Source organism: Synoicihabitans lomoniglobus, from assembly GCF_029023725.1.
In the GTDB taxonomy this organism is placed as follows: Bacteria; Verrucomicrobiota; Verrucomicrobiia; order Opitutales; family Opitutaceae; genus Actomonas; species Actomonas lomonigloba.
Map to the genome: position 1 here is coordinate 4,445,508 of NZ_CP119075.1, position 21,355 is coordinate 4,466,862.

General features: G+C 60.9%; 18 protein-coding genes. 10 read left to right on the forward strand and 8 right to left on the reverse strand.

The annotated features are described in order from the left end of the window. Window positions 1-13: 13 nt before the first annotated feature. The 4 genes from PXH66_RS17180 to PXH66_RS17195 form a co-directional block, all read right to left on the reverse strand. Window positions 14-1,567 carry a sulfatase-like hydrolase/transferase gene (locus tag PXH66_RS17180; RefSeq protein WP_330930051.1) on the reverse strand — a complete coding sequence of 518 codons (1,554 nt, stop codon included), beginning with the start codon at window positions 1,565-1,567 and terminating at the stop codon, window positions 14-16. Window positions 1,568-1,618: 51 nt separating this feature from the next. Next, window positions 1,619-3,178, reverse strand: a complete 1,560-nt coding sequence (locus tag PXH66_RS17185) for a sulfatase-like hydrolase/transferase (RefSeq protein ID WP_330930050.1) — start codon at window positions 3,176-3,178, stop codon at window positions 1,619-1,621. 36 nt (window positions 3,179-3,214) lie between these two features. Further along, window positions 3,215-4,243, reverse strand: a complete 1,029-nt coding sequence (locus PXH66_RS17190) for a sugar phosphate isomerase/epimerase family protein (RefSeq protein ID WP_330930049.1) — start codon at window positions 4,241-4,243, stop codon at window positions 3,215-3,217. 115 nt (window positions 4,244-4,358) lie between these two features. Further along, window positions 4,359-5,402 carry a TIM barrel protein gene (locus PXH66_RS17195; protein WP_330930048.1) on the reverse strand — a complete coding sequence of 348 codons (1,044 nt, stop codon included), beginning with the start codon at window positions 5,400-5,402 and terminating at the stop codon, window positions 4,359-4,361. Window positions 5,403-5,625: 223 nt separating this feature from the next. Between PXH66_RS17195 and PXH66_RS17200 the strand changes: the two genes are divergently transcribed. From PXH66_RS17200 to PXH66_RS17240, 9 genes are all read left to right on the forward strand, one after another. Further along, window positions 5,626-6,534, forward strand: coding sequence for a helix-turn-helix domain-containing protein (locus tag PXH66_RS17200; RefSeq protein WP_330930047.1), 909 nt, complete (start codon window positions 5,626-5,628; stop codon window positions 6,532-6,534). Between the two features lie 123 nt (window positions 6,535-6,657). Continuing rightward, a complete protein-coding gene (locus PXH66_RS17205; protein ID WP_330930046.1) occupies window positions 6,658-7,497 on the forward strand; it encodes a class I fructose-bisphosphate aldolase in 840 nt (279 codons plus the stop codon). 63 nt (window positions 7,498-7,560) lie between these two features. Beyond that, window positions 7,561-8,682, forward strand: a complete 1,122-nt coding sequence (locus tag PXH66_RS17210; RefSeq protein ID WP_330930045.1) for a Gfo/Idh/MocA family protein — start codon at window positions 7,561-7,563, stop codon at window positions 8,680-8,682. After that, window positions 8,673-9,746, forward strand: a complete 1,074-nt coding sequence (locus tag PXH66_RS17215) for a carbohydrate kinase family protein (RefSeq protein ID WP_330930044.1) — start codon at window positions 8,673-8,675, stop codon at window positions 9,744-9,746. The genes PXH66_RS17210 and PXH66_RS17215 overlap by 10 nt, the downstream gene beginning before the upstream one ends. 12 nt (window positions 9,747-9,758) lie before the next feature. Then, on the forward strand, window positions 9,759-10,532 hold the full coding sequence (locus PXH66_RS17220) for an SDR family NAD(P)-dependent oxidoreductase (RefSeq protein WP_330930043.1): 774 nt from the start codon (window positions 9,759-9,761) through the stop codon (window positions 10,530-10,532). Between the two features lie 14 nt (window positions 10,533-10,546). Beyond that, the gene (locus PXH66_RS17225) at window positions 10,547-11,374 is read left to right on the forward strand and encodes a fumarylacetoacetate hydrolase family protein (protein ID WP_330930042.1); all 828 of its coding nucleotides are present in this window, start codon (window positions 10,547-10,549) and stop codon (window positions 11,372-11,374) included. 153 nt (window positions 11,375-11,527) lie between these two features. Further along, entirely contained in the window at window positions 11,528-12,391 is an 864-nt protein-coding gene (locus tag PXH66_RS17230) for a helix-turn-helix domain-containing protein (protein WP_330930041.1), read from the forward strand. 86 nt (window positions 12,392-12,477) lie between these two features. Beyond that, window positions 12,478-13,926 (forward strand): alkyl/aryl-sulfatase, encoded by a 1,449-nt coding sequence (locus PXH66_RS17235; RefSeq protein ID WP_330930040.1) that lies wholly within the window; start codon window positions 12,478-12,480, stop codon window positions 13,924-13,926. A 199-nt stretch (window positions 13,927-14,125) separates the two neighbouring features. Next, window positions 14,126-14,464: a PIN domain-containing protein gene (locus PXH66_RS17240; protein ID WP_330930039.1), complete on the forward strand. Its 339-nt coding sequence runs from the start codon at window positions 14,126-14,128 to the stop codon at window positions 14,462-14,464. Window positions 14,465-14,787: 323 nt separating this feature from the next. On the opposite strand, the gene PXH66_RS17245 is transcribed toward PXH66_RS17240, so the two are convergent. The 3 genes from PXH66_RS17245 to PXH66_RS17255 are packed head-to-tail and all read right to left on the reverse strand — an operon-like array spanning window position 14,788 to window position 18,942. Continuing rightward, a complete protein-coding gene (locus PXH66_RS17245; RefSeq protein ID WP_330930038.1) occupies window positions 14,788-16,284 on the reverse strand; it encodes a mannitol dehydrogenase family protein in 1,497 nt (498 codons plus the stop codon). Window positions 16,285-16,305: 21 nt separating this feature from the next. Beyond that, window positions 16,306-18,021 carry a purine-cytosine permease family protein gene (locus PXH66_RS17250; protein WP_330930037.1) on the reverse strand — a complete coding sequence of 572 codons (1,716 nt, stop codon included), beginning with the start codon at window positions 18,019-18,021 and terminating at the stop codon, window positions 16,306-16,308. A 9-nt stretch (window positions 18,022-18,030) separates the two neighbouring features. Then, window positions 18,031-18,942, reverse strand: a complete 912-nt coding sequence (locus tag PXH66_RS17255; protein WP_330930036.1) for a carbohydrate kinase family protein — start codon at window positions 18,940-18,942, stop codon at window positions 18,031-18,033. Window positions 18,943-19,098: 156 nt separating this feature from the next. On the opposite strand from PXH66_RS17255, the gene PXH66_RS17260 reads away from it, so the two are divergent. Then, the gene (locus PXH66_RS17260) at window positions 19,099-20,196 is read left to right on the forward strand and encodes a GntR family transcriptional regulator (protein ID WP_330930035.1); all 1,098 of its coding nucleotides are present in this window, start codon (window positions 19,099-19,101) and stop codon (window positions 20,194-20,196) included. 163 nt (window positions 20,197-20,359) lie between these two features. Here PXH66_RS17260 and PXH66_RS17265 read toward each other — a convergent pair whose 3' ends face one another. Further along, window positions 20,360-21,337 carry an alpha/beta hydrolase gene (locus PXH66_RS17265; RefSeq protein WP_330930034.1) on the reverse strand — a complete coding sequence of 326 codons (978 nt, stop codon included), beginning with the start codon at window positions 21,335-21,337 and terminating at the stop codon, window positions 20,360-20,362. Between the last annotated feature and the right edge of the window lie 18 nt (window positions 21,338-21,355).

The following is a 21,355-nucleotide window of genomic DNA, read 5'->3' on the forward strand; positions in this document are numbered from 1 at the left end:
GGTCGATCGGGGGTCAGTGCAGGGTCACTTCCCGGGGCGCAGGCAAGGTGGCGATAAAGTGGGCGTCGGTGGCTTCGAGTTCCTCCAACAGCGCCGCCCGCATGCGGAGCAGGTCGGCGCGATGAGCGGACTCCAGCGCGAGATTGCGTTGTTCGTCGGGATCAGCCCTCACATCGTAGAGCTCCTCGATCTCGTCCGGCACCAGCGAGCGGATGTATTTGAGATCGCCTTCCGAGACAGCCAGCCACCACGGGATGGTGCGGGTGAAGTTGTTCTCATCGGTCACCGCCGTTTGAATCTGATCGCCGAAACTCGACAGGAAATGCTCGGTCAGCACGCGCCCCGGAACACCGGCCGCGGGATCGCGCAAAGCGGGACGCAGGTTGCGACCGTGCAACGGCCAATCGACCTCCACGCCAGTATAGCTGAGAATTGTCGGCACGACATCCATGATGCCCACGGGACTGCGCACCACGCCACCCGCGCGAGCTTCCCCCGGATAACGCACAATCAGCGGCATGCGCAGGCAGGCATCGTAGGGACCCACCTTCCACGCGTAACCGCGCTCGCCCCAGGCGAAACCTTGGTCGGACGTGAAAACGATGACCGTGTTGTCGAGTTGGCCCGTCTCCTCGAGCGTCTTATACAAACGACCGATCGCTTCATCGAGACTGACCACGAGTCGGTTGTAGCCGACAATCAGGTCTTCCAAGCGCACGGAGCGGTGCCCGTAACGCGGACGTCCTTCAATATCGGGTTCGAACATGGTCAGCGTGCGCATGTAGGTCGGCTTGCCGACCCGCGGTCCATACCAGTCCTCCGGAATCGCGACCTCCACATCCCGATAGTGATCCTTCGCGTCGGCGTGCACCGTGTTGGGGAGATGCGGGGCGTTGTAGCACAGCCACATCAGCCAGGGCTTGTCGTGATCCCGCCGCATGTAGTCCTCCGCAAAGTCGGTGTAGACAAAAGTTGAATACCCCGGAACCACCTCCGCCGGAGCTCCGTCGACGCTGAGGGACTGGTTATTATACCAATCTCCCTGGGGCGTGTTTTGGTCCCACACCACCGAATGGTCCCAGAGGTCACCATGCCCGGCGTTTTGGCCCACGTGCCACTTGCCGATCATCGCCGTTTCGTAGCCGGCTTCACGGAGCTCGCGCGGCCACATGCGAGCGACCGCCGGATCCCATCCGTCGCTCATGGTCGCCCATGCTCGCGGCGAATGCGGATCACGATTGAGATCGACGCCCTGGATGGCGTGCGGCTGCTGACCAGTGAGCACGATCGCCCGACTTGGCGCACACCAGGACGCTCCGTAAGCCATTGAAAAACGCACGCCTTCGATCGCCAGCCGGTCGATGTTTGGCGTCTTTACCCACGGCCGCGCGCCCTCCTCCAGGTAGGACGACAGCGTGCGGTGGCTCTGGTCATCGGTGTAAATAAACAGGACGTTGGGCCGGTTATCAGCACCGGTCTGCGCGACGGCGCGAGTGGTCACCGCGCAGACCAATGCCGAGGCCAGCAAAAGTCGGTAAATAGAGAAAGAGGATCGAATCGAAAACATGTTGAGAAAGAGAAACGAAGGTGTTGGCCGACCGCGGAACGGAATGGAGTTTCAGCGGAGCACCATTTCTTGTGGAGCCGGCAGGGAGGACCGGAACTGGGCATTGGTGGACTCCAATTCCTCCGCCAACGCTTCGCGCATGCGAAGCAGATCAGTCCGATGAGCGGCTTCCAAGGCCAGGTTGCGCTGCTCGCCGGGATCGGCGGCCAAGTCGTAGAGTTCCTCCACTTCGTTGGGCACGAGCGTGCGGATGTATTTGAGCCGACCTTCCGTCACCGAAAGCCACCACGGAATGGTGCGCCAAAAGTTGTTATCATCCGTCACCGCCGTTTGGATCTGATCACCGAAGTTGGATAGGAAATGTTCGGTCAGCACCCGACCGGGCACCCCCGCGGCGGGATCATTCAACGCTGGACGGAGGTTGCGACCGTGCAGATCCCAATCCACCTCCAGGCCGGTCAAACTGAGAATCGTGGGCACCACATCAATGATGCTGACGGGACTGCGAACCACCCCGCCCGCTTTCGCTTCCGGCGGATAACGCACCAGCATCGGCATGCGCAGACAGGCGTCGTAGGGACCCACTTTCCAAGCATAACCATGCTGCCCCCAGGCGAATCCCTGGTCAGACGTGAACACGATCACCGTATCGTCGAGCTGACCGGTCTCCTCCAGCGTCGCATACAAGCGGCCAATCGCTTCATCGAGGCTGACGACCAGTTCGTGGTAGTTGGTGATCATCTCCTTCAAACTGTAGCTGCGGTTCGGATAGTGGTAACGTGGGCTGCCTTCAATATCCGGCCGATACATCGTGAGCGTGCGCATGTAGGCGGGTTTCCCCACGCGCGGGCCATACCAATCCTCCGGAATCTCCACCTCCGCGTCCCGATACGTGCCCTGCGCGTCAGGGTGAACCGTGTTCGGCAGATGAGGCGCATTGTAACACAGCCAGAGCAACCACGGTTTATCATGATCGCGGCGGATGTAGTCCTCGGCAAAATCGGTGTAGACAAATGTTGAATACCCCGGAACCACCTCGGCGGGTGCGCCGTCGACGCTCAGCGACTGACCGTTATACCAATCTCCGGTGGGGGTGTTCTGATCCCACACCACCGAATGATCCCACAGGTCGCCGTGTCCGGAGTTTTGGCCGGTGTGCCATTTGCCGATCATAGCGGTTTCGTAGCCGGCCTCGCGCAGTTCCCGCGGCCACATGTTGGTGCTCTCTGCGTTCCAACCCGCTTCCAGCGTCGCCCACGGGCGACGCGAACTCATGTCCCGATTCAAATCGAGGCCCTGAATGGCGTGCGGTTGCTGACCCGTCAGCACCACCGCCCGACTGGGCACGCACCAGGAGGCGCCGTAGGCGTTGGAAAAACGCACGCCCTCCTTGGCGAGGCGGTCGATGTGGGGAGTTTGGGCCCAAGGTTGAGCCCCCTCCTCCAGGTAACAACCCAGGGTGCGCATGCTCTGATCGTCCGTGTAGATGAACAGAACATTGGGCCGGTCATCGACCCCGGTTTGTGCCACCACACGAGCGCCCGCAGCCCAGGCCACCAATGCGGTCACGAGGAGTCGAAGTAGCGTCAGGCGCGGTAAGATGAGGTGCATGGGATTCGGACGAGAGTTGATATCACCGGAGGGCATTCACTGGTTCTCTTTATCGAAGGCGGCGTCAAAGGCCACTCCACTGGGTGAAAAGTCGATCTGACGGGTGAACGCGGCGGACTCCGTCGCGCCGTGCTCGCGGTCCATGCGGATATCCTCCCATTCGATCGAAAGCGGACCGGCGTAACCGATGTCGTTGAGCGCGACGATGATCTCCTCGAAGTTGATGTCGCCCCGTCCCACCGAGCGGAAATCCCAGAAACGACGCGGATCGCCAAAGCTGGTGTGCCCGCCAAAGACGCCGGCATCGCCGTTGCCGTGATCCCACCACACATCCTTCATGTGCACGTGGAAAATGCGGTCCGCAAAGTCGCGGATGAACTTCACGTAGTCGACCCCCTGATACCCGAGATGCGACGGGTCGTAATTGAAGCCGAAGCGCGGGTGGTGCTTGATCGCGGCCAAAGCCTGTTGGGCGCTGGCAATGTCGAAGGCGATCTCGGTCGGGTGCACCTCCAGACCAAAGTTGGCGTTCAGCTTGTCAAAGGCGTCCATGATCGGCCCAAAACGTTTCGCGAAGTCATCGAACCCGGCCTGCCAGTAAGCGGCGGAGGTCGGCGGAAACGCGTAGAGCGAATGCCAGATCGAGGAGCCAGTGAAGCCGTTGACGGCGAAGGTGCGCCCTTTCACCGCTCCCGGTTGCGCATCAAAAAACCGTCGGGCGACCCGCGCGGTTTTGATGAGCTGCTTGGCGGCCCGTCGGCGCACGCCTTCGGGATCGCCATCGCCCCAGACCTGCGGCGATAAGATGGCTTGGTGACGGTCGTCGATCAGGTCGCACACCGCCTGCCCAACCAAGTGATTGGAGACCGCGAAACATTGCAGCCCATGATCGGCGAGCAGCTCCCACTTGGATTTGATCGCTTTGGCGTCGAGCGTATCGACATCGAAATGGTCGCCCCAGCAGGCGAGTTCGAGTCCGTCGTAGCCCATTTTTTGGGCGAGCGGGGCGAGTTGTTCGAGGGAAAGGTCGGCCCATTGGCCGGTGAACAGGGTGACAGGGCGCATGGGAAAAGGGACTCACTAAGATTCAGGTGAAGGGTTCGAACGGAAATTAAACCCCCGCCGCCGGATTACCTGATAAAACCCGACGACAGGGGGTGCGGAGACCGCGAGCCGCGCGTTACGTGCAGCCCAAAAGATGACGGAGCGTGTAGCGTTCGAGTCCTTCGTAATCCCGGTCATCACGAAAGGCTTCGACCTTGGTGAGGTCGTAGGAACGCACCTTGTCCAAAAGGAGTTCAAAATACTCGCGCGTGTTCTTGAGATGATCCAACACCGGCAGACCCGGCTGCGTGCGCATGGCTTTCACGTCCAGGCCGATGAATTCACCGTTCCCGCCGTAACCCGCTTCCTCCAGGACGAGGACTTGATCAAAGGCCGAGCGGAGATTCGCGCTGCCAAAATTTTTGTCCTGATCGTATTTGAGGCCGTTCTGATCGTTCAGGTGCACGCTGCCGAGTTTGTCGTGCGCCAAGGCGAACGCCATCTCATCGCTGGCATCCAACCCGGCAAGCATGGCGTGCGCACTTTCGATGATCACTTTCACGCGCTGGTGATCGCGCGAAGCCCGGGACAGGGCGATCGCGTGGCCCGTCGTCGGCACATAAGCGACGTCGGTCGGCTCATTCGGCTTGGGCTCGATCCAAACTTCGATTTCGGGATCATAATCGAGCACCTTGTCGATCAATTCGAGGATGCGTTCATAAGCCACGCGGGCATTTTTGGCTTCACGAATGTAGGTGCCCTCACGGGCCAACCACAGCACAACGGCCTTGGAACCGAGAATGCGGGCGATATCCACTGAACGTTTGGTCCGCTCCCACGCCATCTCGCGGTCCGCGGCGCAGTTGGAGGTATAACCGCCGTCGACCGTTTCCGCCGCAAACCACATCCGCGGCGCGACGAATTCCGCCTCCAAGCCTTGGTTGCGCAACATGGTGGCCACTTCGTCGGCCTTGTTTTCAATCTGGCCGGCCGAAAGCGACTCCAAGCCAGGCACAACGTCGTCGTCATGAAACTGCACGCCGTCGAAACCCATCGGTTTGTAGAGCGCAAATTTTTCTTCGTGGGGAAACGCATCGCGCACCGGCGGACCAAACGGGTCGGCACCTTCGCTGATGTTCCACGGACCGAACGAGAATCGATATTGGGTGGGTGAACTCATGGTATTACAGGATAAAAAGGGGGCTTAAGGGGTGACCGGCGCAAAGCGGGGCCAGCTGACCGAGCGACTCTACCACCACCTCGCCCGACGTTCTCCGCGTGGAAACTCAAAGAATGACACTTTTATCTCACGCTATTGCACTGGACACGGATTCGGACTCACTTTCGATCTTCGGCTCGCCATCCATATCGCCCCTCCCGTCAGCCGAGTATCCAGATATTCCATGCAAGCCCATCGCGAACTCATTCGACTGCAGGAGAACGAAACGTTCCGCGTTCTCCGTTGGAACCGCTCGGTCGTCTCGGTCGACGTGATCTTTGGCCGCGACCGCTTCACCCAATTGCACGGCCAGGGCGACCACTGGCACTACCACCCCGCCCTCGAACTGACTCTCATCCAATCCGGCAAGGGCACGCGCCTGGTCGGGGACGACATCGATCTGTTCGAGTCGGGCGACCTCGTGCTCATCGGCCCCAACGTGCCGCACTATTGGCATATGCGCGGCAACTCCTCGGGCCTGGCGCTGCAGTGGGATTTCCCTAGCGAGCACGGGATTTGGAATTTCCCGGAAGTCGCGCGGCTCCGCGACCTGACTGATGCCGCTCGCCGTGGCGTGCAGCTCGTCGGAAACACCGCTCTGCGGGTCCGTCAGGCCATGGAAGAAATTGTGCGGGCGGAGGGGCTTACCCGCCTGGGCATTTTTCTCAAGATTCTGGGCATGCTGGTGGAGTGCTCCAACAAAGATCGGCAACTGCTCTCCGACCAACCGTTCTCTATTTCGAGCAACGCCCAGACCCAGGAAATCATTCAACGCGCAGTCAGTTACATTCTGGCTCACCATCGCGAGCCCATGGCCCTCAATGATCTGCTCGAACTCACAGGGATGAGTCGCGCCACCTTTGCCCGCCAGTTTCTACTGCACGCCGGCAAACCGTTTTCCACGTTTCGCAATCAGGTTCGCCTGCAAGCGGTCTGCCACGCGTTGAAAGAAACCAACGAACCGGTCAGCAACATCGCACTCGACCATGGGTTCAATCAGCTGTCGTTTTTCAACCGCCTTTTCAACCGTGAGTTCGGCATGAACCCCAGCACCTACCGCCGTCGCCATCGCAGCGGCCTGCCGCTCTCCTAGGCCTCCAGCGCAGCCAGATTCCTCCGGATGTGGTGGAATGATACAAAAGTGCCATGCTCTGAGATGTAGGACGGAGCCAACGGGCCGACACGTCGCTAGCATGCGACACGTAATCCCCCCGGTATGAAACCACTCCGCCTCCAACGCCTTTTCAACTGCCGCTCCAACCGCTGCTTCGACGTCGCCGTCGACCACGGTTTCTTTAATCAGCCCGGTTTTCTGACCGGCATCGAGAACATGCCGAAGACCATCGCCACGTTGGTGGAAGCCGGCCCGGATGCGATCCAGCTCACCGTCGGCCAGGCCCGACATCTCACGCGCTCGTTCGGCCGCCCCCCTCCCAGCCTCGTGCTGCGCACCGACGCGGCCAACATCTACGGCAAGGAACTGCCCGAAGCCCGCTTCAGCATCATGATCGAGGAGGCCATCCTCCAAGCCGTGCGCCTGGACGCCGCCTGCGTTTGCGTGAACCTGTTCCAAATTCCCGGCGCCCCCGATATGCACCGCGACTGCGTGCGCAACATCACCAAGCTCAAGGTCGAGGCCGACCACTACGGCATGCCCATGATGGTGGAGCCGCTCGTTTTTGCCCCCAACGCCGAGGCCGGTGGTTACATGGTCGACGGCGATGTGGTGAAAATCAAACACCTCGTCCGCCAGGCCGTGGAACTCGGGGCCGATGTCATCAAGGCCGATCCCACTGCCGACGTCGAAAACTACCATGAGGTCATCGAAGTCGCCGGCGACATTCCCGTATTGGTGCGGGGCGGCGGCCGCGTGAGCGATCGGGAGATCCTCGACCGCACCCGGAAAATTCTGGCGCAGGGCGCGTCCGGCATCGTTTACGGCCGCAACGTGATTCAGCACGAATCGCCTCACGGCATCACCCGCGCCCTCATGGCCGTGGTGCACGAAAACGCGACGGTCGAGGACGCCCTCGCTCTCATCAAATCCGCCGTTTAACCCCTCGCTCAGCCTCCCGGCTCGGGCGTCCATACCTTGGCTCCCCGACGCTACCCTACATCTATGAAAACCGTGAACATTGGCATCATCGGCGGTGGCCTCATGGGGCGTGAAATGGCCAGCGCGTTCGCCCGCTGGTGCGCCTTTACCGATTTAAACGTGCGCCCCCAATTGGTCGCTGTCGCCGACCTCAATCCCGATACGGTCGCGTGGTTCGAACAGATCCCCAGCTGTCGGCAACGGGTGACCGACTACGCCGAGCTCCTCGCCAACCCCGAGGTCGATGTCGTCTACGTCGCCGTGCCCCACATGCTGCACGAGAAGATTTACCTCGATGTGCTCGCCGCCGGCAAAGACCTGTTGGCCGAGAAACCCTTCGGTATCGACCTCGCCGCCGCACGTCGTATCGCCGCCGCCGCGGAATCCAGCGGACGCTTCGTGCGCTGCAGTTCCGAAATGCCGTTCTTCCCCGGCGCCCAACGCGCCCTGCAAGCCGCCCGCAGCGGCAAACTCGGACGCGTGCTGGAGGTCGTGTCCGGCTTCCATCACAGCAGCGATCTCGATCCCGACAAAGCGGCCAACTGGAAACGCCGGAGTGAAACGTGTGGTGAGGTTGGCGTGCTCGGCGACCTCGGCATGCACGCCTGCCACCTCCCCTTGCGTCTGGGCTGGAAACCGACCCGCCTCTTTGCCCAACTGCAAAAAGGGTATCCCGAACGACCCGATGGTCGCGGTGGTCGCGCGGCCTGCGACACGTGGGACAACGCTTTGCTGAACTCCTGGGTGAACATCGACGGCCACGAAACCCCGTTGCGCTTCGAAATGAAACGGCTCGCGCCCGGTGCGACCAATTCGTGGTTCATTGAAATTCTCGGCACCGACGGCGGGGTGCGCTTCACTACGGCGGAACCGAAAACCCTGTGGTCCTTCTCCCGCGACAAAGAGCAATGGTGGTCGCGCACCGAACTCGGCTTCAGCACGCCCTTCAAGACCGTGACCGGCGGCATCTTCGAGCCGGGTTTCCCTGATGTTATTCAACAGATGTGGGCGGCTTACCTCGCCGAACGCGACGGCAGTTTGGGCGCCCGCTTCGGTTGCGCCACTCCCGCCGAGGCCATCGCCTCGCACGAGATTTTCGCCGCTGCCCTCACCTCCCACGCCAACCAGTCGGTGCAATGCCTGTAGCACCGGAGCCCACCGCCGGCGGCCTCGAACGTCGCGGCGTAATCGCCGGGGGCAATTTCATTGTCGATACTATCATCAGTATCGATGACTACCCTCGCGAGGAGATGCTCGCCAACATCATCGACGAGTCCCCTTCCAACGGCGGGGGACCCTACAATGTTCTCCGCGACCTCGCCGCACTTAAAAGTCCATTCCCCCTCGAAGCAGTGGGCTTGGTCGGCGATGATGATAACGGCCGCTGGATCATCGACGACTGCGCGCAGCACGGCATCTCCACCGACCGGCTGCGGGTCGTGACCACCGCCCCGACCTCTCACACCCACGTCATGACCGCGCAAACGACGGGCCGTCGCACGTTCTTTCATCACCGCGGGGCCAACCGACTGCTCTCGCCGCGGCACTTCGACTTCGCCCACTCGTCCGCCCGCATCTTTTATCTGGGTTACCTGATGCTCCTGGACCAGCTCGACCAACGCGACGACACCGGTCGCACCGGCGCGTCCCATGTTCTCGAAGCCGCACAGGCCGCCGGACTCACCACCGTAGTCGATCTCGTGAGCGTGGAAGCTCCCGACTTTCGCGCCACCGTCGCCGCCGCCCTGCCTTGGATTGATCACCTCATTATCAATGAACTGGAGGCCTCCCGCTTCCTCGGGCGGGCCCTCGAAAACGACGATGCCTCTGCCCTGGAAAACGCCGCCCAACAGATCCTCGCCGACGGCGTGCGGGTCGCGGTGGTGATCCACACGCCGAGCGGGGCCATCGTCGCCAGCCGCCGCGAAGGTTCGCACAGCCTCGGTTCGCTGGACCTCGATCCGACCTTGTTTCGAGGAGCCAACGGAGCCGGTGACGGCTTCGCCGCCGGATACATCCACGGTTTGCACGAGGATCTTCCCATTTCCGAGCGTCTGCTGCTCGCCAATTGCACCGCCGCAGCCTCGCTGAGCGACCCGTCCCCGTCTGCCGGCGTTCGGCCCTCCGCCGCATGCCTGCAACTGGCCGAACGCTACGGCCTGCGCGAATGGGGGGAGGGCGCCCGACCCGTTTCCGCCCGCCAGGGCTAACTTCCCCGCCGCATGAGCAAACCGACCGCCCAGCGCATCACGCTCATCACCGGGGCCGCCTCCGGTATTGGTGAATCCACTACGCGACGTTTCGCCACCGAAGGTGACCACATCTGGGCGATCGACCACGACGCCGACAAGCTCCGCGATCTGACGAGCTACGTAAACGACCACGGGGGGCGACTCACTCCTGTCTGCCTTGACCTTGACGACCCGTTGGCCATCGCGCGTTTCAGTGAAGACTTCCATCGCCAGCACCCCGCAGGGGCGGATGTGCTGATCAACAACGCGGGCATCGGGGCCGTTGGCACCATCCTGCAAACCGAGGCGGCCGACCTCGACCGGCTCTACCGGGTCAACGTGCGCGCGCCCTACCAACTCAGTCAACTATTCCTGCCTGCCATGGTGAAACGACGGCGCGGTGCCGTGATCAATGTCGCCTCCCTGGGCGGATTAATGGGCCTGCGTGATCGGGCGGCTTATTGCACCACCAAGTTCGCCGTCGTCGGACTGACCAAGTCCATGGCTCTCGACCACGCCGTCGACCAAGTCCGGATCAACTGCGTCTGCCCCGCCCGGGTGGAAACGCCCTTCGTCACGGCCCGGATTCAGGAATACCCCGATCCCGCCGAAGCCTATCGGCAAATGAGTGCCACCCAGCCCATCGGACGCATGGCCCGCCCCGAAGAAATCGCGGCCGCCATGCTCTATCTGGCCAGTGACGATGCCGCTTTCATCACCGGCTCCGCCCTCGTCATCGACGGCGGCATGAGCGCCGGAATCTAACCGTTTTTCTTTCCATGAAAATCATCCGTTATCGCGACTTCCAGGACACCATCAAATTCGGTTGCATCGGCGCCGACGGTTCCGAGCAGCGCCTCGACGGCGATCTGTTCAAGGGCCTGAGCGCCACCGGTGAAACCGCTCACGTAAAAACGCTGCTGGCCCCGATCGATCCGGTCGCGGTCTTCGGCATCGGACTCAACTACCGTCAACACGCCACCGAATCCGGCATGTCCGCTCCGGCCGAACCGGTGGTATTCATGAAACCACCCAGCGCGCTCCAGCGTCCCGGAGGTCCCATCGAAATCCCCCGCCAAGCGGCCAGCCACGAGGTGGACTACGAAGTCGAACTCGCCGTGGTGATTGGCAGGCCCGCCAAAAACGTCACGGTTGAAAAAGCCCTCAATTACGTGCTGGGCTATACCTGCGCCAACGACGTCAGCGCCCGCGATTGGCAAATCAAACGCGGTGGCGGTCAGTGGTGCCGCGGCAAGATGTTCGACACGTTTCTGCCGCTCGGTCCTTCGCTCGTGACCACCGACGAGTTGCCCGACCCGCAGGACCTCAAGTTGCGCAGCCGGGTGAACGGCCAGATCCGTCAGGATTGGACCACCGCCGACATGATCTTCGATGTCGCCACGCTCATCAGCTTCCTCAGCGCCAGCAGCACGCTGCACCCGGGCACGGTGATCCTCACCGGCACTCCGCATGGCGTGGGCATGGGCTTTCAACCACCCCGTTGGTTAAAGCCCCACGACCGCGTCGAGGTCGAAATCGACGGCATCGGCACCCTCACCAATCCTGTCGTGCTCGAGCCCCGGACTGAACCGGCCTCCACGCGTTAACTGATAGGGTCGAGCGCATACGCGGGCAACACGAACGGGCCCTTCTCATGACTTCGATGTGAGCCCGGGGACGTGGCGCTGGCCGGGTGACGAAGCGATCCTTGTCGGTCCGCCTCGTCCGGCGTAGAGCTGTAGCGCTCTACTCAGTCCCCCATGGCCGTTGAAATCCCAAACATCCCCTTTGCCCACTCCCAAGGGAAAAAAACCCCGGTTGAAGTGGTCCGGCTTTCGGAACTTCGGGCCCGTGAGACGGACCTCCCGATCTTCGCACCCAAGCGACCGGACTTTTACGTGCTCATGTTCGTCACGGAAGGTGCCGGCTCCCACTGGATCGATTTCATGCGTCACGCTTTGCGGCCCGGCGATGTCCTGCAGGTTCGACCCGACCAGGTCCACGCGTTTGATGCCGATTCGAATCACGAGGCACTCCTGCTGCTGTTTCGTCCCGAAATGGTCCCCGCCAGTCACGTCGAACGATTGGCGATTCACCTGAGCCAACCCGTCCATCTCGCATCGCGCGACTTCAAGTTGTTGATTCAGGTGCTCGATTTTCTGCAGCAGATCGAGCGGATGCCGGCCCACATTCGCCTGACCTCCATGGCCGCAGGATTACTCCAGGCCATCATTGCCGGACTCGACGAATGGTATGCCCGGGAACATTCATTGTCGGCTAACCCGGGCCATCAGCGTGCCTTGGAATTGGTGCACCGTTTCGAACAGCTGCTTCATCACCAAGTCGGCCGTCAATCGCTCGTCGCGTGTGCCGGGCAGTTGCACGTGACCACGCGGACCCTGTCGCGGGCCTGCCAACAAATCCGAGGGACCAGCCCCAAAAAACTGATCGATCGCAATCTCGCCCTCGAAGCGAAACGGCAACTGATCCTGGGCAACGCCACCGGGGAGGAAATCGGTTACGATCTCGGCTTCAGCGAAGCCTCCAATTTCGTGAAGTTCTTCAAACGGATCGTCGGGCAAACGCCCGAGGCCTTTCGTCTCCAGCAACGTCGCGACGAATAAGGCGTGTCCGGGCTCTGTCCGTTTTCTACCATCGACTGTCGGCTCGCCACCTTGTGACCGGGCACGGCGTTTGATAGAGTGATGGCATGAAAACCACCTTCACCAGCGGCTTGGCCATCGCCACCGCATTCACGTTATTAACCGCATCCGGTTCGGCTGCCGATTCGCCCGCCGCCCTTCTCCCTTCGTCCCATGCGGCGCACGTCCATGCCCCCGTCTCGATCAGCGGAGGCACGCAGGTTGCGCCGAGCGTTGCATTGGATCTGCTGCATGCTCAGGACCAACAATTCGAACGGCAGATCGTGCAAGTCGCCCCCAACGTGTTCACCGCCGTCGGCTACCACGGAGCCAATACGTCAATGATCGTGGGCACCGACGGGGTGATCATCGTCGACACCCTCATGGTGCCGACCGCCGCCGCGACTGCTCTGCAGGCCCTGCGCGCTTACAGCGACAAACCGGTGAAAGCGATCATCTACACCCACAGCCACGGCGATCACATTGGCGGGGCCAGCGCGTTTGTCGGCGACGAGATGCCGGCAATCTACGCCATGGAAGGGTTCGGTTCAGCCGAAGGGGTGACGGAAATGGTGGGCCCCATCAAAGCGAAGCGCAACGTCCGCCAATTCGGACGCAATCTGCCGTTGGCCGAGCAGACCAATCGCGGAGTGGCCCCGGCCGGCACGGTCGACCGCGACGGGGGTAAAGGGATCCTGCCGCCCACCGTTTTAGTGCCGCACCGCGGCGATCGCACCGTGATTGCGGGGGTCGAACTCGAGTTTCATTACGCTCCGGGTGAGACGGACGACGCCATGTTCATCTGGTTGCCGCGCGAGAAGGTGCTGTTTGCAGGGGACAACTTCTACAGCTCCTTTCCGAATCTGTATGCCATTCGCGGCACGGCCTACCGCAACGTGCTCAACTGGTCGGAAAGCGTCGCTCGCATGGCCACATTTAAACCCCACCACGTGGTGCCGGGGCATACCCTGCCCATCCATGGACAGGAAGCGGCCACCACCGCGTTGGAGAATTACAGCGCGGCCATCCGCAGCGTCTATGACCAAACGGTCGAAGGTCTGAACGCCGGTAAGAGCCCGGATCAGTTGGCGCACGACGTCACCCTGCCGGCCCACCTCAAGGACAAACCGTATCTGATCGAGTATTACGGAACCGTGTCGAATGCGGTGCGGGCCATCTCGGTTGGTCTGCTGGGCTGGTTCGATGGCAACCCCACGACCCTGAACCCGCTGGAGCCCGCCATCGCAGCGCAAAAAATCGCCCGTCTGGCGGGAGGCACCCGCAACCTCACCACCCAGATGGAAGCCGCTTTGCAGCAGGGCGACTATCAATGGGCCCTGGAGCTGTCCGATCATGTCAAGTGGCTGACCGACGGCGACCCGACCCGCGCCCGTGAAATCAAAATCGAAGCACTACGGGGTCTCGGAGCTCTGGAATACAACGCCCCCAATCGAAACTACTACCTGAGTTACGCCAACGAACTCGAATCCGGCCAATTGCGTGACCCATGGTTCTGATCAGAACCCGAAACGCGGGAGATTTCGGAAATCTCGCTCCGCCCACGTTGGGTTAGGAGCTGCCTATTTCCTCCTCGTTGCTCTCCTCGCAAACGGCCGTTCGCTCACTCAATCACCCTGCTCCCGTCACCGTCGCGCATTACGCGCTTAGCCGGGTTATCCATCGGGCGCGGGTAAAAGGGCGTCACCTATCGGGGTGATGTTCGCCTCCGCGGATATCCCGCAAAGTGCGCGACCGGTCGTCACTTCGGCGGAAACCCGTGCCCCCAAGGCACAAATCAAAGCGCTGCTCGATCAGGTCGACGCCGATCAAAAAGCCGGCGCGATTCATTGGTTGCCCATCACCGACGATCATCTTCAACGCGTGTCGGCCGTTTTCCTGAAGGCTCCGGCTGATCTCTTTTTGCGCGCCGCAGACGCCTTGCATCTCGCCTGCGCGGCGGCGGAGCGTTTCCCCGCAATCTATTCCAACGATCGCCACCTCCTGGCCGCCGCATCTCGATTCGGACTCGATGGAATCAACGTCATCGCGGCATAGGAGGTGTTTTTTGAAGGACAGAAAAACAGGGGCAATCCGCAGATCTTGGTTCCAGCCTCAAACCTATAGCCGTTCTTTGCTGGCGCATCCATTATTTCGATACATCGCCGCCGATGACCGAGCTCACCAGGTCACCTACCTTTGGCGTTCAGAGGGGCCATATTGTCACGTTGTCACCACTCAAAAAATCGCCGAATCGGTGATTTCCGGTCGAGCCATCGGATTTAATCTGAGTTCCGCAGCTCAAAAAAACACGATTGTTGCATTTAAGAGCTTGGGGAATGAATGCCCCTTTGCGGTTCTCGGCGCGGCGCGCGGACGGACTATTCCTGCCCGAAGAGGATCGTTTGCATCTGGCGGGCGATGTCGGGGTTTTCGTAGAGGGCGTTGACCATCCGCGTGTAGGTGGTGGTAAAGGTCTGGTGGCGGACCAGGTCGCCGAAGACCGGCTTCAACTTGAGAAACGACAGCGGGTCGCGTGGCGTGTCAGCGGCGGCTTTGTTCAGCTCCGCTTTCAGGTCGTCAACGATGTCGAGCGGCGCACCGTGCCGACTGGTGCCTTTGTCGCTGTAGAAGCACCAGGCGGCGATCACCAACGTGGCGTATTCGATGCTGCCACCGCGGGTCAGATTTTCGGTGATGGTGGGGATGAGGAATTTCGGCAGCTTGGAGGAGCTTTCCAGGCATATGCGGGCGAGGTTGTCTTTGATGTTCGGGTTCCCAAACCGCTCGATCAGGCAATCCTTGTAATCGTCCAGATCGATGCCTTCCACGGCGTCGAGCACAGGCGTGGCTTCGAAGTCCATGAAGCGGCGCAGGTAGGTCGCGAAGAGCGGATCGGCCATACAACCGTCGATGGTGGCATGTCCGTGAATGGAGCCCAGCAATCCGAGCACGGAGTGACCGGCGTTGAGCAGCCGGATCTTCATTTTTTCGTAAGGAGTGACATCGGGCACGAATTGCGCGCCGACGGTTTCCCACGCGGGTCGTGCACCACAAAAATGGTCCTCGATGACCCACTGGATGAACGGCTCACAGGTGACCGGCCACTCGTCCTTCACCCCGCACTCGGTATCCAGATACTCGATATCGGACGGCGTGGTGACGGGCGTGATGCGATCGACCATCGCATTGGGGAAGCAGACCTCGCGCTCAATCCAGCGGGCGAGTTCGGGGTCCTGTTTGGCGGCAAAGGCCAGCAGCATCCGGCGCGTCATGTCACCGTTGTGCTGGATGTTGTCGCAGGATTGCACGGTGAAGGGAGGTCGGCCCACCGACCGGCACTGTTGGAGCGATGCGGTGAGGTAGCCGAAGATGGTTCTGGGCAGCATCGGATTCGCAAGATCGTGCCGCACGTCGGGGTTCTTCAGATCGAACTCACCGGTAGCGGGGCTGAAGTTGTAGCCGCCTTCGGTGATGGTGAGGGAGACGATCTTGGTCTCCGGGTGCGCCATGCGGGCGATGACCGCTGCAGGGTCGTCGCAACTCAGCATGAAGTCGATGAGCGAGCCGATCACCCGGGTCTCCATCTGCCCTCCGGGGTGCTTCACAATCAGCGAGTAGAGGTGATCTTGCTTCTTGAGAATATCGCCGATCTTGCGGTCGGCGTCGCGCAACCCCACCCCGCAGATACCCCACTCGGTCGTGCCGGTGGTTTCCATGAGCTCGTCGGTGTAAAAGGCCTGATGCGAACGGTGAAAACCGCCGACACCGATGTGCACGATACCGACCTTCACGCGACTGCGGTCGTAGGTGGGGCGGGCCACGCGCGCAGGCAGCCGATAGAGGTTCTGCTGATTCAGGCGAAGGGATTCTTTCATGATGAACTCCGGTTTAACGGATTATGCTTGAGCGGACTTTCTGCGCCGCAGGGCCCAATAGGCGAAGCTGAAGTAGGCGATCGTGCAGATGAATCCATATCGGAAGAAGGTGTCGCGGTTGGCCTCGTAGGCAGCCATATCCGGGCTGCGGAACAAGGTGATGGCCGCCAGCATCAGCGTGAGCGCGAGACTGGCTCGGGCCAACAGGTGCAACGTCTTCGAGAACGCCGACCGATCGTTCACGCGCGGTTTCGCCTCCGCGGCCTGCCGGGCCTGATAGGCGGCGATCTCCTGGTCGCGCGCCTGCATCCTGGCCTCGGCTTCGGGATACTGCTCCGCAGCCCCCGCCTGCTTGGCGAGCAGGGTGTAAACAGTGACGGTGAAGAACCAAGTCGGGATGAAAAGGTAGTAAAACGACATCACGTTGAGCGCGTTCAGGCCGAATCCGAAGACGAGGCCCGCACCCCAGGACGCCACGGCGGGCGTGCTGTGCTTGAGCTGGCGATAGCTCACCCAATACCGGGTGAGCCCGATGCGCGGAAAGAGCACGTGCTCGGCAAACACGATAGCACCAACCGGCACGACCAGCAGACCGGCGTAGGTGAGCATCGGCAGCATCTTGGTGAAGACAAAGGGGAAGCAAGCAACGATCACGGTGACGATGCCCACGACCAAGGTGGTCTGCTGGCGCGACCGATCCTTGAAGACAGCCTGCGCTGCCAAGCCCGCCCGATACAGGTTCGCGTTGGCGGTGGTCCAACCCGCGACGAGCACAATCACAAACCCCGACAGACCCAGCGCATGAAACGCCACGTCGCCCGGGTCGAGGGACACGATGGAGGTTTTCAGCAAGACGGCCGTGCCCGCACCCATGATTCCGGCGGCGATCCATGCAATGTAGTGGCCGAACAACATGCCCGAGCTGGTGCACAATCCGTAAATGGATTTTTTGGCGTAACGCAGCAGCGCCATGTCAATGAGACCGACGTGCGTGATGGTATTGGCGGCCCAGGCAAAACCGATCACCTCAAGCAGGCCGATCCCGGGCTCACCCTTGCTGTTCAAGCCGGTCCAGATCGACTGGTTCCCAATTTCCAGAAAGTCGCTCCAGCCGGACAGGGTAGTCCGGCCCAACACCGATTCCGCCAGCGCCGGCATCAGGACCAGCGCACCACTGGCGAACATGACAAACAACCACGGTCCGCACAGTCCTGAAAATTCGGATACCGCGTTGAAGCCATACATGGCGACAAACACCACGATGACACCGACACCCAGAACCACCGCGACAAACATCGGGTCGGTGGGATACCAATTGAGCTGAGCGGGAATGTTGAAAACGAACCGAACCGCCGTTGACGAGACCGTGATCATGGCGGCCGAGATCACGGTAAAAATGACGACATTGGCCCAGTTGTAGAGCTTGGTCATCGAGTCACCGGCGATCTTGTGCAGGTAGGTGTAGAGGCTCAGCCGGGTTTGCACCGCGATGGGCGACGTGATCAGCGTCCAACTCAGAATGGCGAGAATGTTGCCGATCAACAGGCCGACCAGAATGTCCATCGTCCTGGCCCCCAGCGCCACAAACGTGGCCCCAATGACGAACTCCGTGGCGGCCACGTGTTCACCGGCATACAGCCCCATGAAATGGGTCCAGCCGTGCAGTTTGTGCTTCGCAATGGGCAACTGCTCTTCGCTCACGTTGCCCCACGCGGGAGCCTCAGTTTTGGTATTCATAATCGTGGGTTATCTCTTCGGTGGGGATGGGAGTAATTGGCTTTTCAACAGGTGGGCGGGCAGGACGGGAGTGGCCCCTCTTTGTGAGCAGACATAAGCGGCCACCTCGTTGGCGAATCGATTGACCCGCTCCAACGAGCCGCCTCGCAATATGCCCATGCAAATGGCGGCGGTAAACGAATCGCCTGCGCCGACGGAATCCACCGCAAGCCCTCCCAGTCCGGGGAAATCACTTGTGCCGTCGGCGCCCACCAACCGGCTGCCTTCCGCACCGCGCGTGTAGACCACCAAGCGCAAATCGAACCGTTCCCGGAGCGACACCAACTGCGCGGCCTCTGCGCCCGGCAGCGCGAAATGGGCGGCCAACACCGGTAGCTCCTCGTCGCTGAGCTTCAGCACCGAGGCCAGTTCGAGCGACTCCTCAATCAGCGCGCGGGAATGAAACGACTGCCGTAAATTCACATCAAAAACCTTCAACGCGTCCGCGGGCATCTCTCGCAACACCGCACGAATGGTCTCCCGAGTCGGAACCGAGCGCTGGGCGAGTGATCCGAAGCAAATGGCATCCAGCCTGCGCGCCAACGTCTTCAACTCGTCCGCCAACGGCAGCTGATCCCAAGCCACATCGGCCTTGATCTCATACGACGGTTTCCCGGCCGCACTTAGTGAAACCTCCACGCTCCCCGTCGGAAGAACGTCGGTCGTGAAGACATACCGATCATCAACTCCCATCTCCGCCAGCCGACTGCGTGCACGCCGTCCCAGCGAATCCGTTCCGACACAACTGACCGGGTAGGCTTCGGCACCAAGCTGCCAACAATGCCAGGCAAAGTTTGCGGGCGCACCGCCGAGCTGTTGATGGTGCGGAAAAATGTCCCAAAGGAGCTCTCCGATGCCGGCAACAGTCGCCGGTCGTAGCATGGGTCTATTCAATGGTATTCGGGGTTGTGAGTCAGAGTGAACGGAAGGCAGCAGCCTTTCCACGGGTAAATGAAATCCTTCATAGGCACCTTAAATGTAAACTTTTTAAATTACATTTGCATCCCTTAATAATTACATTTTGTTCTCATTTTAAGCGTGAACTCTTCAAAATTAAGACACTTACAGATTTACGAAAAAATTCGCAGTCTGATCCAAAACGGGAGCTATCGGGCGGGCGATATGTTGCCCACGGAGGCCCAATTAGGGGTCACCTTCGGGGCGTCACGCCCCACCATCGCCAAAGCGCTCAACCGGCTCGGCCACGAAAAGCTGGTGCGCCGCCGGGCGGGTTTCGGAACCCAGGTCCTCGCCCCTGGACGATCTGCGGTAACGGCGGGCTTGCTCATTCCGGAACTACACCAGACCGAAATCTTTGAGCCCATTTGTGCAAGCATCACCGAGACGGCCAGCATTGCCGGTATGCGCATCATCCGTCCACCGGAGTTGAACCTGCGACAAGAACGCCGCATGTTGACCGAGTCACTGGCCGATCAGTTCATCGCCGCCAAGGTTCAGGGCGTGTTCTTCACGCCGGTCGAGTTTATACCCGACCAAGAGGCCTTTAATGTGGAGACCATCAACCGGCTCACGTCGGCGGGCATCCGCGTGGTGCTGATCGACCGCGACGTGTTCCCCTGGCCTCGGCAAACGCCTCACGACCTGATCGGCATCGACAACATCGAAGCCGGCTACGTCATGGGCCGCCACCTGCTCGACAATGGTTGCGGCAAACTCGCCTTCGTCTCCGCCCCCGATCCGGCGATGACTGTGCAGCTACGGCGACTCGGCTGCCGCGAAGCCCTGATCCAAAACGGCTATCGAGCCAACAGCCTGACCAGCGTGGACTTCATCCCCGACCAACCCGAGAAGACGGCGCAGCAGCTGTTGACCAAAAAAGTCGACGGCGTGATCTGCGCCAACGACGCCACCGCCGCCCCCCTACTTCGTGCCCTGCTGGATCTCGGCGTTGATATCCCGGGTGCTCTGCAAGTGGTCGGATTTGACGATGTGAAATACGCGTCCCTATTGAGCGTGCCGCTGACCAGCTATCGTCAGCCCTGCGACGACATCGGCAAAGTCGCCACCGAAACGATGATCAACCGCATCAAACACCCGGAGGCACCCACACGTCGCGTCACACTGGCCGGTCAACTCATTCCCCGAAACTCCTCCGCTGGTCGGCTTCCCTCATAAATATGCCAATGCCAGGTCCGGAAATCGTCGCAAGTGACGTAGCCATTCCGGACATGACAAGCGATTCGCCATTGCCTCAGACTAGGGTGTGTCTGGGTTTAAATGGCAGCCATCGTGGGCCGAAAAGGCGGTTCCGCACGATTGCTGCGCGTCAATTCAAACCTCACTGACCCAAAGCAAATCCTTCATCCCGTAGGAAGTTCACCGCCTGTTGCGCGCAGTCCTCAATGTAAGGGTCACGATTGTGAAACCCGTGGCCGACTTTCTGGAATGTCACCAATTCGCAACGCAGCTCCAGCGCGTGAGCCCGCTCGGTAAAATTGCGGGCATCGACGAGAGGCGTTTTTTCGTCCTCCTCACCTTGAAAGATGATAATCGGCGGGAGTCCGGCCCGCAGGTTGGGCGTGGAGGAGAATTGCTCCACGGTTCCGCCAATCGAATCTTCCAGTCGTCCTCGCCCTCGATCCCCGACGAATCGCTCAAAATCAATCGCCGGATTGTAGAGCACGACGGCATCGGGAACCTCGATTGAGTCGGAGTGCGGCAGCACCGCGCTCGCCAACGCCAGGTAACCTCCGGCCGAACCGCCGGCCGCGATGACTTGCCGCGGATCGATCTGGAGCGCAGCGGCATTCTCGCGAACCCACCGCAACGCGGAACGCGCGTCGATCACCTGCTGGGCAATCGTCACCTCGACGCGGTCTTTCAGGCGATACTCCACACAAAACGCCACCGCCCCGCGGGCCGCGAAATACTTCGCCTGCAAAAAAAACTGCTCCGGACTTCCGGATTGAAAACCTCCTCCGTGAAAAAACAACACCGCCGGTCGCGCGATAGCGCCCCCGGCTTCGGTTTCCGCTGGCGGAGGCCGCACGATGGAGAGCCGAAGATCCAGGTAGTCGACCTTGCGATCCCGCTCCAACCGCCCGCGTTCGTTGCGGCGTTTCGTAATGACGTCGGGGATACGTTTAAACGCCACGATCTCCATGTCGGCGGCGACCCGGGCGCGCCCTTCGAGCAGTTGCTCGCGCGTGCGATTGGCCGCGGTGAGGTCGCTGACAAAACAACTGCCACCCCAGATCAGCGTGCAACAGACAAAGCGGAAAATCGCGAGACGAACGGAACGCGGGCAAACGGACATAAGCAGGAGGAATTTCAT

What these genes read in the sequence shown, in the direction of transcription:
- PXH66_RS17255 (WP_330930036.1), bottom strand. Translation starts at nt 18,942, where the DNA reads ATGCTACGACCGGCGACTGTTGCCGGCATCGGAGAGCTCCTTTGGGAC.
- PXH66_RS17225 (WP_330930042.1), top strand. Translation starts at nt 10,547, where the DNA reads ATGAAAATCATCCGTTATCGCGACTTCCAGGACACCATCAAATTCGGT.
- PXH66_RS17195 (WP_330930048.1), bottom strand. Translation starts at nt 5,402, where the DNA reads ATGAGTTCACCCACCCAATATCGATTCTCGTTCGGTCCGTGGAACATC.
- PXH66_RS17210 (WP_330930045.1), top strand. Translation starts at nt 7,561, where the DNA reads ATGAAAACCGTGAACATTGGCATCATCGGCGGTGGCCTCATGGGGCGT.
- PXH66_RS17180 (WP_330930051.1), bottom strand. Translation starts at nt 1,567, where the DNA reads ATGTTTTCGATTCGATCCTCTTTCTCTATTTACCGACTTTTGCTGGCC.
- PXH66_RS17235 (WP_330930040.1), top strand. Translation starts at nt 12,478, where the DNA reads ATGAAAACCACCTTCACCAGCGGCTTGGCCATCGCCACCGCATTCACG.
- PXH66_RS17190 (WP_330930049.1), bottom strand. Translation starts at nt 4,243, where the DNA reads ATGCGCCCTGTCACCCTGTTCACCGGCCAATGGGCCGACCTTTCCCTC.
- PXH66_RS17220 (WP_330930043.1), top strand. Translation starts at nt 9,759, where the DNA reads ATGAGCAAACCGACCGCCCAGCGCATCACGCTCATCACCGGGGCCGCC.
- PXH66_RS17215 (WP_330930044.1), top strand. Translation starts at nt 8,673, where the DNA reads ATGCCTGTAGCACCGGAGCCCACCGCCGGCGGCCTCGAACGTCGCGGC.
- PXH66_RS17185 (WP_330930050.1), bottom strand. Translation starts at nt 3,178, where the DNA reads ATGCACCTCATCTTACCGCGCCTGACGCTACTTCGACTCCTCGTGACC.
- PXH66_RS17240 (WP_330930039.1), top strand. Translation starts at nt 14,126, where the DNA reads ATGTTCGCCTCCGCGGATATCCCGCAAAGTGCGCGACCGGTCGTCACT.
- PXH66_RS17245 (WP_330930038.1), bottom strand. Translation starts at nt 16,284, where the DNA reads ATGAAAGAATCCCTTCGCCTGAATCAGCAGAACCTCTATCGGCTGCCT.
- PXH66_RS17265 (WP_330930034.1), bottom strand. Translation starts at nt 21,337, where the DNA reads ATGTCCGTTTGCCCGCGTTCCGTTCGTCTCGCGATTTTCCGCTTTGTC.
- PXH66_RS17230 (WP_330930041.1), top strand. Translation starts at nt 11,528, where the DNA reads ATGGCCGTTGAAATCCCAAACATCCCCTTTGCCCACTCCCAAGGGAAA.
- PXH66_RS17200 (WP_330930047.1), top strand. Translation starts at nt 5,626, where the DNA reads ATGCAAGCCCATCGCGAACTCATTCGACTGCAGGAGAACGAAACGTTC.
- PXH66_RS17205 (WP_330930046.1), top strand. Translation starts at nt 6,658, where the DNA reads ATGAAACCACTCCGCCTCCAACGCCTTTTCAACTGCCGCTCCAACCGC.
- PXH66_RS17250 (WP_330930037.1), bottom strand. Translation starts at nt 18,021, where the DNA reads ATGAATACCAAAACTGAGGCTCCCGCGTGGGGCAACGTGAGCGAAGAG.